Source organism: Bradyrhizobium sp., assembly GCF_004799445.1.
GTDB lineage: Bacteria > Pseudomonadota > Alphaproteobacteria > Rhizobiales > Xanthobacteraceae > Bradyrhizobium.
Map to the genome: position 1 here is coordinate 1 of NZ_SSNA01000123.1, position 13,048 is coordinate 13,048.

Consider the following 13,048-nt stretch of genomic DNA (forward strand, 5'->3'; position numbering starts at 1 on the left):
GGCGCCCTGCCCCGTCGGCTCCCGGCGGCAGCCAAATGCGATAATATCAATTCCGGGCGTCGATCAATTGCCGGTTTAGCTCAGCGGTAGAGCAGCGGTTTTGTAAACCGAAGGTCGGGAGTTCAATCCTCTCAACCGGCACCACAAAAACATTTAAGCCGGTATCATCGCAGGATTAAACCGAGCGAGTGAGCGTTGGGACGCCGATTGCTCCCTCGCAAGGCCCCGCCCCCGTTTGACCTGTCGGCCAACGAGGGCGGGCTTTTGCCGGATTGATTCACCGATCGGAGAATGACCGTGACATGCGGAACATGTCTTTGGACATGTCCAACTGTCTCGGTGGCTTGAATTAGGTTCCGGCCGGGTTGAGGTTCGGGGCTTCGCCGCCGACTCGCGAGGGGTCCCTGCCGCTGAATCCGAAATTATCCCGGTTTCTCATCTCTTCCGGCGTCTGCGGGGCGGCATCGAAGGGCGCGCCGTTAAGCTGATTATACGCCCCGCGGTAATTCGACTGATCATAGGCTTGGCCATGATTGCTTCCCCGCCCGAGCTTGCCCGCGTCTTGCGCGAACACCGGCGCGGCAACGGCGGCGGTAAGAATGATCACAGCACCTAGTGTTTTCATTTTGGTCATTGGCTTCGTCCGTTTTGTCGTGTCAGCGCTGATGCGCACGAAGCCGTTTAGGATTCCCGATCCGCCGAAACCATTAAACAAAATGTCATTCGGTTAAATTAAGCGTCAGTCGTTGCAGCGTTTCCATCACGCAATGGTGTGATGTCATCGATACCGATGACGACATTCACGTTTGATTGAAATGGCCGGGACAATTCCTGTTCAGGCCAACAACAACTGCACCTCGAACCAGACCGATGAAAAGCGGGGCCGGGCCTATTGCCGCCAGGGGCGCAAACTAGCGGCAGCAGACCCGGCTCGATGTCCGCCATGACTCCGATAGCGAAAGGATCAGGTCTCTGCTCTCCGCGGTCAGAACGACATCGTCCATAAACAACGCGTCAATGCCGGACTTGCGGAATGTGACGATCGCGTCGGTGGGCGTGCAGACGATTGGCTCGCTGTCATTGAAGGACGTATTGACGACAAGCGGCACGCCGGTTAGCGCAAAGAAACAGGATATCAGCTCGTGAAAGCGCGGATTTGATTCGCGTCGCACGAGCTGCACCCGGGCGCTGCCGTCCTGGTGCAGCACGGCAGGGATGCGATCGCGCCGCTCGGGCTTGACCCCACATGCAAACAGCATGAATTCGTGACTCCTCGTGTGGGCGCCAACCTCGAACCATTCGTCGGCGTGTTCGGCCAGGACGCTCGGTGCAAACGGCCGGAAATCCTCGCGGTGCTTGACCATTTGATTGAGGATGTTGCGCATGTCCGGTCGGCGCGGGTCGGCGAGGAGCGATCGGTTGCCGAGGGCGCGCGGCCCGAACTCCATGCGACCCTGAAACCAGGCGACGATCTTGCCATCAGCCACCATCTCCGCAGCGTCGCGCGCCGGGGATTTACTGCGCCGGGGCGCAAGACCGGCCGACTTCACCGCCGCCAGAATTTCGCGCCGGTTGAACGCGGGACCGAGATACGGCGTGGAGTTGCCGCGCTCGGGAGGAGTTTTCTGCTTGGCGCAGTGCACGACAAAGGCGGCGCCGACCGCGGTGCCGGCATCGTGCGGCGCGGTGGGTATGAACACATCGGAAAATTCGCCCGATTGCCGGACCAGCTCATTGGTCACGCAATTGAGCGCGACGCCGCCGGCAAAGCACAGCTTGTCGAACGGCACTTCGCGTTTGAGGCGCCGGACGAGCGCCATCACTGCCGCATTCGTGGCCTCCTGTAGCGCCGCCGCGATATCGACATGTCGCCGCAGAATCTCCATACCCGGATCGCGCGGCGGACCCAGCAAGCTCTCCAATTGACTCGACTTGGCCGATTGAAAGCCGATCGCCTCCGGGTCTATTGCATAATCCTCCTTGCCGACCTGCATGATCGCCTGGAATTCGCGGCGGAAAACCTCGGGATTGCCGTAGGCGGCCAAGCCCATGAGCTTGGAGGCGTCGTAGGTCGAGAAGCCAAGATGACCGCAGATGATCTCCCATACGAAGCCAAGCGAGTGCGGATAGTCGAATGTTTCGACCGGCTTTATTTTTGTCCCGACGGCCTTCCACAGGGTCGAGCCGGCCGCCTCGCCGATGCCGTCGATGACGAGGATGGCCGCGCGATCGAAGCCTGACGGGAAATAGGCCGAGGCGGCATGCGCCAGATGGTGGGGCACGAAATGAAATCTTTGCCGCAGCGGACGTCCAAGAAGCTCGTCGGCGACACCGCGCACCTGACCGAGCCGCAGCAGGAAGACTTCCTCAAACCGCGGATCCACCCACCACTCGGGGCGAAATCGCGTTCGGCGCAGTTGGGGGTCGAACGAGTATGCCACGTGATCGATATCGCCGGCGGTGAGACCGGCATAATGCAGGCAGAAACGGATCGCACGCTCGGGGAATTGATGCGGGTTGTCGACGTCCGGTAACTTGCCGTATTTGATGCGATTGAACCGCTCCTCCTCGACGGCGACAACGAGCTTGCCGTCGACGAGCAGCGCGGCGGCTGAATCGTGATACACTGAATTGATGCCAAGAATGTTCACTGGCCCCCCTTTGCCCGCATGATTTCTGTCGCGCCGCGATCGTCGCCAGGGCTGGCTCGATTGTGGCTGGCTCGATTGTGGCTGGCTCGATTGGCCATGTCCTGGCTGTTCACCACGACGATAACTCCTGCCGCTGCATGCCCGCCGTCCAACAATCGTAATGTCGCAGTTTAGCTGTCTAAACTCGACATCTGGAAGACGTCGGGAGCCCGCTCGACCGATATAATTTTGGGGGTCGGCGACGTCCGAAATGGGTCAATCGCGACCGGGTCGAGACGACAGGAATTCGAATGGCCCGAAGCCGGAACCCATAGCCTCGCACGACATTGGTGTCTCGTCCTCCAGGGAGACACACCATGACGCAGAAGAATCCCGCTACCGATGGCGCCAAACAGGTGCCGCCACGACCGCACGATTCGGGCAGTCAGGCCAACGAGACCCTTGACGGGCTGGACGCCGCCACAGACGCGCTGCGCCACGCCGCAGAAGACACGCCGATTGCTGCCAGACCCGACGATATCGAGGAGACACTGGTGTTCGATCGCGCTGGCGCAGCGCCGAAAATCTGACGAACCGCCGTTGCGATTTGGCTATGCAGCCCGCAACGACTCCCCACCGGGCAAGCAATCATTCGCATTTTTTGTCACCGATGTGGCGGGCGGTGATGGAACCAGCATGCCGCAATGCAAAGCTTGCTTGCCGCTCAACATGGCTCAATCACGGAAACATCACAACACCGCCGAATTCAATGCAGACACTGACGGTCGAAACGGGCCAGCGCCGCATGCCTTTAAACGGCAGGGAACCTCGACGGAAGCTGCGAAAGATCCTGGTCCAAGTTGCAACGGCGGGTCGGAAGCTCTGAACAAGCAATCGTGCCGGGTTGTTGTCCACCAACAGAAGAGGAGTGATCATGAAACTTAATACAATCGCGTTAGCGGCAGCGTTCGCGCTCACAAGTTCGTTCGCCCTAGCCCAGACTGGTGGCGCTGACTCGGGAACTCAGGTTCCTGAAAAGGGTGCCGGCACGATGGGAACCACTAACAACGGCGCACACAAGAATGGCACAATGACGAAGGGAACCACCGGCATGAGCCGAAGCGGTGCCGGGACGGCCTCCGAAGGAATGACTCCCGGCAGCACGGACGATTCGAAGCCGGGCGGCCGTTCAACCGCACGGAAACCCGCAGGAAACTAGAGCGTTTTCGAGCGGAGGAGTGGATACCGGTTCGCGTGAAGAAAACGCGTCAAAACAAAAGATTGGAGCGTCGGTTCTGATTCAATCGGAACCGGCCTTGCTCGAGTGTCCCATTTCCGACGTCGCGCTGCCCACTGACAAGAACAAGCGCGGCTCACGTTCCAATAGCTTGCGGCCTCAGCCCTTTCCCCTTGGGCTGGGGCCGTTTTTTTGCGCCGACAAATCCGCCAGCGCGGCCGGAATAAAACCTTTTCTGTTTTGGCCTCTGCGATCGCGCCCGCGGTGTCTCGAATACGCAAGCGTTCTGGATTCCGTGCGGACCGAGTTGGTTGCGATGATTTTCGCTGGGAAGACTTCTTGATCCGGCCGAAGGCCGCTTCTCGTGCGGATGCGGCAATGGTGAAGGCGCGGGCTCGCTGATATCAGCGGGCAATCTGTTCAGGCTTGGCCATCCTCGAGGCCGTATTCGAGATAGATCGCCGCTCGATCCATCTCGGGAAACAACCGACACTTGGCCTGGGCCATGTGCAGGTTGACGGTTCCGGACTGGCAGGCGGCCGTCAAAAGCTTTCTGATTTCATCCATGTGGGTGGACGGTTGGTGTTTCGATGGAAGCTGCTCCAGCGCGATCAGCGCCGTTGCCAAGGCTTCCGTGATGACCCATTCGTCGTGGCCCGTGATTCCCTTTCTTGGCATTCAGACCGTCCTCCCACCTGCGATGCGAAGCCTTCCCAATCCTGACCAATCATCCCCGGGATGCAGACATTTGTAAGGTGCGATCGCACCAGACGAAGATATCGAGGGCAATAAGACAGCGTTCAAGGCCCGGGGCGTCCCGAGGCGCGTTGCAGACATGGGCGTTTTCGGGCCGCCTCCAGCTATTTTTGATACGCGTTGGCGCGAATATAATGCCAGACCTGATCGATCTCTTCGTCGGTCAGCTTGCCCTTCCACGGCGGCATCTGGTTCTTGCCATTGCGCACCGAGTTGTCGAAGCGCGCCCGATCGCCGTCCTTCAGCCGGCGCAGGTCGAAGGTCTGGCCCGTGCTGACGAGCTGATCGCCGTGGCAGACCGCGCAATTGGTGTTGAAGACATTCTCCCCTGCCTCGATCTTGGCGCTGTCCTGTGCCGACGCCGTCGTGACCGGCGACAGGGCGGCAGCGAGCGCCACCATGGCGCCGGCATAGGCGCGCACCCGCCAGCTTACATCTTTTGTTTGGCTTGCATTTTTTGCCGGGATTGGCATGTCGATATTGCCCACGCGTTGTCGCCGGTCCGCCTCCCGAGATGCGGCAGGTGGACCGAACAGGCCGATTGAAGAAGATTGGCAAGAAATGGAGGCCACCGCAGGTGACCTCCATCTTCAGATCACTTGTCGAACAGTGCGAAGGTCCACAGCGACACGCCGGTGGGCAGGTTGGCGAGGTTCGGGTCGCCGCCGCGCTGCGCATAGACACCGCCGATGCCGCTCATCACGGTGACGTATTGCTTGCCGTTTCTTTCCCACGTCACCGGCTGGCCGATAATGCCCGACGGCGTCTGGAAGCTCCACAGCAGCTTGCCGGTATCGGCATCGAGCGCCTGGAATTCCCCGGTCATGACGCCGGTGAACACGAGATTGCTCGCCGTCACCATGGTCGACGAATAGTTCGGGCTCTTGTACGGCACCTCCCACTTCGACTTGCCGGTCATGGGATCGACGGCCTTGAGATAGCCGCGAATGTTGGGGTCGTCGGTGACGACCGTCCGCTTGACGGTCGGGGCGCCGGCCGGACGTCCGGGTGCCAGTTTCGGCGGATCGCCCGCCTGATAGGTCATGCCGACATGCAAGGTGTTGATGTAGAGCATGCCGGTGCTCGGACTAAACGACATGTGTTGCCAGTTGGTCACCCCGGAGACCGACGGCCAGACCGTGACGCTCTTGCCCGCGAGGGCGTCGGTAAAGACATCCGTCACCATCGGACGCCCGGTCTTCATGTCGATGCCGCTCGCCCAGTTCACCTTGCCGTAGGGGTTGGCGGCGATCAGCTTGCCGTCCTTGGCATCGAGCACATAAAGGAAGCCGCCGCGGTTGGCCTGAATAACGACCTTGCGCGGCGTGCCGCCGACATTGATGGTGGCAATGACCGGCGTCTGCACGGCGTCATAATCGAACGGATCCTGCGGCGATGTCTGGAAGTACCAGACGCGTTCGCCGGTCTTCGGCCTGACGGCGAACACCGAATTGGTGAAGAGGTTGTCGCCCTTGCGGGCGCGCGGATTCCACGGCGCCGGGTTGCCGGCGCCCCAATAGACCAGGTCGAGCTCGGAATCGTAGGTGCCGGTGAGCCAGGTGCTGCCGCCGCCGGTGAGCTGGGAATCGCCTTCCCAGGTCTCGGACCCCGGTTCACCCTTGGCCGGAACGGTGTAGAGCCGCCACAGGTGCTTGCCGGTCTTGGCATCGTATCCCTCGAGAAAACCACGATGGCTGAACTCGGCCCCGGCCACGCCGGTGATGACGACGCCGTTGACGATCAGCGGCGCGCCCGTCATCGCATAGCCGTTTTCGGCGGTCGCGGGCTCGGGTGAACTCACCGTCCAGATCTCCTTGCCGGTCGCGGCGTCCAGCGCGACCAGCCGGTCGTCCATCAGCGCGCGGATCACCATGCCCTCGTAGATGGCGGCGCCGCGATTGACGATGCCGCAGCAGACGACGCGCAAGGTCTCCGGCGGATAGTCGTGAATGACCCGCCAGATCTGCTTTCCCGTCAGGGCGTCGACGGCCACCGTCGCATTGTGGGTCGTCGCGTAGACGACGCCGTCCTTGATGAGGGGAAAAGCCTCGCCGCCCTGCAGGTCGGCGAGCGAATAGGCCCATATCGGGACCAGCTTGCTCACGTTTTCCTTGTTGATCTGGATGAGCGGGCTGAACCGGTTTGCCGAATACCCCATGCCGTAAACCAGCACGTCCCCGGGTGTTTTCTCGTCGTTCTTCAACTCATCGGCCGTCTGGGCAACCGCCGCAAACGGCACGGCCGCACTTAGCAACAAAGCAAAAAGCATCGATCGCATCACGAAACGTCCTCCCCTGGTTTTATTGCTTGATTGACCATTATTCGATTTTTGCCGCCGGCACCATTGCCGCCTTGGCGTAGCCGCCTGCGCGCAAGGCCGGAGCCTGTTAAACCCCGGGCGTCACGCTCTGCATGTTCTTGAGCAGCAGTTCGGCAAAGGTCGCCGCCGCCACCGGAAGACTGCGGCCGCGCAACTGGCACAGCACGAGGTCGGCCGTGGGCAGATCGCGCACGTCGACCGGACGGCCGGTCAGGCCCATTCCCAGATCGGACGACGGCGCGCCGATCTCGATCTGGAACGAGATCATGTTGCAGCGATAGACCAACCCCCTCAGCATTTCGAACGAGTTCGACTCCGCCAGCATGTTGAAGCGCAGGTCGCGCCGCGTGGTGACCTCGTCGAGCACCTGCCGGCCGCTCAGCGTTCGGTCCGGCAATGCCGCGGGGTAGCCGACGCATTCCGAGAGCCGAACCGTTTTCTTGGCGGCGAGCGGGTGATCGGAGCGAACGATGACGACCAGCCGCTGCGGAATGCTGGCGATGACCCGGAGCGACGGCCACATCGCCGGGCGGTACACCAGCGCCAGATCGACTTCGTAGGCCGCCAGCGACGCCAGCGCCCGCTCATGGTCCATCACCTTCAGATCGAACAGGACCTTGGGATGCCGTGTCTGGAAGTCCGCGATGCGCGAGGGCAGGAAATCGAGCGCCAAAGCCTGGCTGCAGGCGATCTGGATCGGGCCCCGCCGCAAGCCTCGGAGGTCCTCGACCTGCGACAGCATCCGCTCGGCTTCGGCGATCTGGCTGCGCGCATAGCGCACGAACATCTCGCCCGCGGTGGTCAGCCGCACGCCGCGCGGACGGCGCTCGAACAGCGGCGTTCCGACCTCGGCTTCGAGATCCTGAATGCGGCGGTTCATCGCCGACGGCGTCAAATTGAGACGCTCGGCCGCCTTTCGGATCGAGCCCGAGCGCGCCACCTCGACCACATTGGCCAGCAGCTTCAAATGTCGCATGAGGTCTCCAGTGTTGCTTTTTATGCACCGCTCATGACGAAAGTTAGCAGCAGATTAGGTCACTGAAAAGCGCTACGCTGCAAGCAACAACCCGGCGAGCCTGGCCCGAGCCCAACTTAACGGCCAGCGGCGATCCGGAAGACAGATCCCAGACCTGACAGGAAAACCGACATGATCGGACACCACGCATTTCGTGGAATGAAGGCGCTTGCGTTCGCGCTGGTCTTCACCACCGGCATCACGGCCGCGCAGGCCGACACCAAAATCAAGCTGGTCCTGAACTGGAAATACGAGGGGCCGCAGGGCATGTTCTTCCTCGCCCAGGATCGCGGCTACTTCAAGCAGGCCGGCCTCGACGTCACCTTCGACCAGGGCAACGGATCCGGCGCCGCGGTGCCGCAGGTCGCCAATGGCGCCTATGACATGGGCTTCGGCGACATCAATGCGCTGATCGAGCTGGCTGCGAAGAAGCCGGACGAGGCGCCGATCGGCGTGTTCATGCTCTATAACCGCCCGCCCTTCACGGTGGCGGTCAAGGCCGACAGCCCGATCAAGACGCCGGCTGATTTCGTCGGCCGCAAACTTGGAGGCGCGGCCAATGACGGCGCGCTGAAGCTGTTTCCGGCGCTGTGCGCAACGGCCAAGATCGATTGCGCCAAGGTCGAGATCGTCAACATGCAGCCCAGCCTGCGCGAGCAGATGCTGATGCAGGGTCAGGTCGATGGCGTGTTCGGCTACGTCACCACCATCCGCTTCAGCGCACGGCTGATCGGCGTCGACCCCGACAAGGACCTGCGCTTCATCAAATTCGGCGACTACGGCATGGACCTTTACTCCAACGCCATCATCGTCTCGCGCAAGTTCGCCAAGGAACATCCCGAGGCCGTCAAGGGCTTCCTGGCCGCGCTCAACCACGGCATCAAGGACGCGATGGCCGATCGCCAGGCCGCGATCGATGCGGTTTCCGCGCGCGAGCCGCTGATCAAGCCCGCGATCGAACGGGCGCGGCTGGATGCCACGCTGGCCGACGAGATGACCCATCCCGAAATTGCAAGGATCGGCATCGGCGACATCAGCGACGACCGGATGGCGAAGGCGATCGATATCCTGGTCCAGGCCAAGGAACTGCCGCGCACTCCGACCGTCGCCGAAATCTTCGACCGCAGTTTCCTGCCTCCGGCCAGCGAGCGCCCGACGGCGATCCAGCCGGCGATGTGACGCGGGATCTGCGTTTCCAGTTCTTCAAACCAGCACGGACGAATCCATGAATCTTTCGCTTGAAAATCGCGTCGCGCTCATCACCGGCCCGGCCAAGGGCATGGGCGCTTCCATCACGCATGCGTTCGCCGCCGAAGGCTGCAAGCTGGCGCTGGTGGGAAGGGATACCGCGGCCATCGAGCCGGTCGCCGCGGAAGTCAAAGCCGGCGGCGGCATGGCGATCGTCATCCCCTGCGATCTCACCGATGCAAAACAGTGCGAAGAGGCCGTCGAAGAGAGCAGGGCCCAATTCGGCGGCCGCCTCGACATCCTCGTCAATGTCGCCGGCGGCTCGGGCCCGATCGGCAAGACCGGTGTGCAAACCACCCCGGAGGAATTCGACGAGATCGTCACCCTCAACATGAACGGATGCTTCCACACCATGCGCGCGGCGCTGCCGACCATGATCGAGCAGCGCTACGGCAAGGTCGTCAATGTCGGCGGCACCTTCGGCATGCGCGGGCGTGCCGGGCGCGTGGCCTATTCGGCCTCGAAATGGGGCCTGCGCGGCATCACCAAGAGCTTTGCGCTTGAGGTCGGGCAATACAACATCAACGTCAACTGCGTGGCGCCCGGCATGGTCGACGGCCCGCGCTTCCGCGACAAGGTCTGCCGCGACATGGCGCAGAAGCTCGGCATCTCCGAAGCGGAGGCCGCCGAACGCCACGCCGCCGACTACGCGCTCAAGCGCGTCACCGTCGATGCCGACGTCGCCAATGCCTGCCTGTTCCTCGCCAGCGACGTCTCGCGCCAGATCACCGGTGTCGACCTGCCGGTCGATGGCGGCTGGGCGATGTTGTGACGGAGGCAGGCGCCATGTCGGAGACGGTGGATCTTGTGATCAGCGGCGGCACGGTCGTATCGCCGGACGCGAGCTACCCCGCCAGCGTCGCCATCAAGAACGGTCTGATCCATGCCGTCGGCGCACCGGAGGCGATGCCGCCGAGCCGCGAGATACTGGACGCGACCGGGCTCCATATCCTGCCCGGGGCGATCGACGTTCACGTGCATTTTCGTGATCCCGGCTATCCCCAGAAGGAAGATTTTGCCAGCGGCACGGCGGCCGCGGCGTTCGGCGGCGTCACCACGGTGTTCGACATGCCGAACACGTTGCCGACCGTGGGCACACCGGAAGCCCTTGCCGACAAGCACCGGATCGCGGCCGGGAAGGCCTATGTCGATTACGGCCTCTACGCCGTGCTGGGCGAGGACAGCATCCAGCATGTCGGCGCCCTGATCGACGGTGGCATCATCGGCTTTAAGCTGTACATGGGCAACACGTTCGGCCGCATCCCCTCACCCTCGACCGGCGCGATGCTGGAGGCTTTCGAAGTGGTGGCGCCGACCGGCAAGCGGATCTCGCTGCATGCCGAGACCAATTCGATCATGGAGCGGCGGGAGCAGCGGCTGCGCGCCGCCGGCCGCACCGAGGCGATCGCGCATCTGGACGCGCGGCCGGCGGTGGTTGCCATCGAGGCAGTGGCGCGCGCGGCGATACTTTCCGAATGGACCGGCGCCCGCATCCACGTGCTGCATATCTCCTCGGCCGCCGAACTGCGGCCACTGGCCGAGGCCAAGGCACGCGGCGTCGACATCACCGGAGAGACCTGCCCGCATTATCTGCTGCTGTCCGAGAAGGACTACCAGAAATTCGGCGGCGTCATCCGCGTCAACCCGCCGGTGCGCGAGACTGCCAACCAGCTGCCGCTGTGGACGGCACTGCTGGATGGAACGATCGACATCATCGCCACCGACCATGCGCCGCATGCGCCGGACGAAAAGACCCGCGCCGACATCTGGACGGTCGATTGCGGATTTTCGGGGGTCGAGACGCAGATGCCCTTGATGCTGACCGAGGTCGACCGAGGCCGCGCCACCATTCAGGACTATGTGCGATGGAGCGCGGAGAAGCCTGCGAAAATCTGGGGTCTCTACCCCCGCAAGGGCACGCTGACGGTGGGCTCGGACGCCGACATCGCCATTGTCGATCTTAATCGCGAATGGACCATCGACGACGCCCAGATCCAGTCGCGATCGAAGATTTCGCCGTGGCACGGCCGCCAGGCGACCGCGCTGCCGATCCACACCATCGTGCGCGGACGCTTCGTGATGAAGCACCGCACCTTGCAGGAGAACGCGCGCGGCAGCGGCCGCTCGGTTCATGCGATCCAGACCATGCCTCCGGCCGCGCCGCGCAATACCGCGACCACGATGGCCGCCATTACCGCTCCGAGAGCAGGTGCGGTCCGATGAACGCTTCGCCAGCAAAGCCTGCACCATCGGGCAATGTGATCGACCTGGAAAAGGTCAGGGTCACGTTCGGCGGCGACAAGAATCAGGTCACGGCGCTGGCGGAGACATCGTTGCGCATTGCGCATGGCGAGTTCGTGGCCTTGGTCGGCCCTTCCGGTTGCGGCAAGTCGACCATCCTCAAGCTTGTCGCGGGAACGCTGACGGCCTCGCAAGGCTATGTGTTCGTCGCCGGCCGCGAGATCGGCGCCGACCATGTGCGGATCGGCATGGCGTTCCAAAACCCGACCCTGCTGCCGTGGCTGAACATCCGCGACAACGTCATGCTGCCGCTCAAGATCGTGCCGCCGTTCAAGCAGGCCTTCGCGGAAAAGCGCAAATCCGAATATCGCGACCGCGTCGAGGCCTCGCTGGCGCGCGTCGGGCTGGCCGGTTTTGGCGAGAAATTTCCCTGGCAATTGTCCGGCGGCATGCAGCAGCGGGCGTCATTATGCCGGGCGCTGATTCATGACCCCACCCTGCTCTTGCTCGACGAGCCGTTCGGCGCCCTCGACCAGTTCACGCGCGAGGAATTGTGGGAGATCATGCAGAACCTCTGGATCGAAAAGCAGCCCACCGTGCTGCTGGTGACCCACGACCTCAAGGAGGCGGCCTATCTCGCGTCGCGGATCTGCGTCATGCAGGCGCGTCCGGGCCGGATCGTCGACGACAGCGTGGTTCCGTTCGACCGGCCTCGCACCATTGACGTGTCTTTCGCGCCTGAGTTTGTCTCGCTGACGCAGCGGCTGCGTGAACGCATCGTTGCCGCCCGCGCCGTTCAGGAGGCCGCGTCATGAGCGAAACCCTGCGGCGCCGCATCCTGTCGACGACCTGCATCATCGGTTTTTTCGTGGCCTGGGAGCTGTTATGTCTCCTGTTCCATGTCTCGGAGATCGTATTGCCGCGGCCGAGCCAGATTCTCGCGACACTCTGGACCCGCTTTCCCGCGATCTGGCCGCACGCTTTGCAGACGCTTTATACGACGCTGGTCGGATTTGGCCTCGGCATCGTGATCGGCATTCTGCTCGGCATGCTGATCGGCTCCTCGCGGCTGGCCTACGATGTCGCCTATCCGATGCTGGTCGGGTTCTCATCGATTCCGAAAGTGGCCGTGGTGCCGATCTTCGTGCTGTGGTTCGGCGCCGGCACGGTGCCGGCCGTGCTGACCGCCATGATCATGTGCATCTTCCCGATCGTGGTGAATGTCGCGACCGGGTTGGCTGCGACCGAGCCGGAATTGCAGGACGTGATGAAGACGCTGCGGGCCACGAAAATGGAAATCCTCTGGAATGTCGGCCTGCCGCGGACCATGCCGTATTTCTTCGCCTCGCTGAAGGTCGCAGCGACGCTGGCCTTTGTCGGCACGGTGATCTCCGAGACCGTTGCCTCCAACCGCGGCATCGGCAATCTGATGATGATCGCCAGCTCGAGTTTCGACGTGCCGCTGGTGTTCGCCGGCCTGTTCATCCTGGCCGCGCTTGGCGTTGCGCTCTATGTCATCTTCTCGCTGATCGAGAGCCGCGTCACCGGCTGGGCGGTGCGCAGCAACAATTTTGCAGCCGGCGGCTAGCAGCAGCGTCGCG

At 62.6% G+C, this 13,048-nt stretch carries 13 protein-coding genes and 1 tRNA gene; 8 read left to right on the forward strand and 6 right to left on the reverse strand.

What is annotated here, in order from left to right:
- Window positions 1–69: 69 nt before the first annotated feature.
- Window positions 70–144: transfer RNA gene (locus E8A46_RS17105), tRNA-Thr, on the forward strand.
- A 205-nt stretch (window positions 145–349) separates the two neighbouring features.
- On the opposite strand, the gene E8A46_RS17110 is transcribed toward E8A46_RS17105, so the two are convergent.
- Window positions 350–715, reverse strand: a complete 366-nt coding sequence (locus tag E8A46_RS17110) for a hypothetical protein (protein ID WP_291563119.1) — start codon at window positions 713–715, stop codon at window positions 350–352.
- A gap of 196 nt (window positions 716–911) precedes the next feature.
- Entirely contained in the window at window positions 912–2,651 is a 1,740-nt protein-coding gene (locus tag E8A46_RS17115) for a carbamoyltransferase C-terminal domain-containing protein (RefSeq protein ID WP_291563121.1), read from the reverse strand.
- A gap of 356 nt (window positions 2,652–3,007) precedes the next feature.
- Between E8A46_RS17115 and E8A46_RS17120 the strand changes: the two genes are divergently transcribed.
- Both E8A46_RS17120 and E8A46_RS17125 read left to right on the forward strand, forming a co-directional pair.
- Window positions 3,008–3,220 (forward strand): hypothetical protein, encoded by a 213-nt coding sequence (locus E8A46_RS17120; protein WP_291563124.1) that lies wholly within the window; start codon window positions 3,008–3,010, stop codon window positions 3,218–3,220.
- A 344-nt stretch (window positions 3,221–3,564) separates the two neighbouring features.
- Complete coding sequence (locus E8A46_RS17125) at window positions 3,565–3,849, forward strand: hypothetical protein (protein WP_291563127.1); 285 nt, start codon at window positions 3,565–3,567, stop codon at window positions 3,847–3,849.
- A 438-nt stretch (window positions 3,850–4,287) separates the two neighbouring features.
- Here the strand turns inward: E8A46_RS17125 and E8A46_RS17130 are convergent, their stop codons facing one another.
- The 4 genes from E8A46_RS17130 to E8A46_RS17145 all read right to left on the reverse strand — a co-directional run bounded on the left by E8A46_RS17130 (window position 4,288) and on the right by E8A46_RS17145 (window position 7,919).
- Complete coding sequence (locus E8A46_RS17130; RefSeq protein WP_291563130.1) at window positions 4,288–4,545, reverse strand: hypothetical protein; 258 nt, start codon at window positions 4,543–4,545, stop codon at window positions 4,288–4,290.
- Window positions 4,546–4,727: 182 nt separating this feature from the next.
- A complete protein-coding gene (locus E8A46_RS17135) occupies window positions 4,728–5,195 on the reverse strand; it encodes a cytochrome c (protein WP_291563132.1) in 468 nt (155 codons plus the stop codon).
- Window positions 5,196–5,218: 23 nt separating this feature from the next.
- Window positions 5,219–6,901 carry a PQQ-dependent dehydrogenase, methanol/ethanol family gene (locus tag E8A46_RS17140; protein WP_291563301.1) on the reverse strand — a complete coding sequence of 561 codons (1,683 nt, stop codon included), beginning with the start codon at window positions 6,899–6,901 and terminating at the stop codon, window positions 5,219–5,221.
- Between the two features lie 109 nt (window positions 6,902–7,010).
- A complete protein-coding gene (locus E8A46_RS17145) occupies window positions 7,011–7,919 on the reverse strand; it encodes a LysR family transcriptional regulator (RefSeq protein ID WP_291563135.1) in 909 nt (302 codons plus the stop codon).
- Between the two features lie 171 nt (window positions 7,920–8,090).
- Here E8A46_RS17145 and E8A46_RS17150 point away from each other — a divergent pair, with 171 nt between their 5' ends.
- From E8A46_RS17150 to E8A46_RS17170, 5 genes are read left to right on the forward strand one after another with little or no spacing between them, the layout of a single operon-like run.
- Window positions 8,091–9,137, forward strand: coding sequence for an ABC transporter substrate-binding protein (locus E8A46_RS17150; protein ID WP_291563138.1), 1,047 nt, complete (start codon window positions 8,091–8,093; stop codon window positions 9,135–9,137).
- A 46-nt stretch (window positions 9,138–9,183) separates the two neighbouring features.
- Window positions 9,184–9,978, forward strand: a complete 795-nt coding sequence (locus E8A46_RS17155) for an SDR family NAD(P)-dependent oxidoreductase (RefSeq protein ID WP_291563141.1) — start codon at window positions 9,184–9,186, stop codon at window positions 9,976–9,978.
- A gap of 14 nt (window positions 9,979–9,992) precedes the next feature.
- Complete coding sequence (gene allB / locus E8A46_RS17160; RefSeq protein WP_291563143.1) at window positions 9,993–11,429, forward strand: allantoinase AllB; 1,437 nt, start codon at window positions 9,993–9,995, stop codon at window positions 11,427–11,429.
- Window positions 11,426–12,262 carry an ABC transporter ATP-binding protein gene (locus E8A46_RS17165; protein WP_291563146.1) on the forward strand — a complete coding sequence of 279 codons (837 nt, stop codon included), beginning with the start codon at window positions 11,426–11,428 and terminating at the stop codon, window positions 12,260–12,262. The genes allB and E8A46_RS17165 overlap by 4 nt, the downstream gene beginning before the upstream one ends.
- Window positions 12,259–13,035: an ABC transporter permease gene (locus E8A46_RS17170; RefSeq protein WP_291563149.1), complete on the forward strand. Its 777-nt coding sequence runs from the start codon at window positions 12,259–12,261 to the stop codon at window positions 13,033–13,035. Before E8A46_RS17165 ends, E8A46_RS17170 begins: the two co-directional genes overlap by 4 nt.
- Window positions 13,036–13,048: the final 13 nt, after the last annotated feature.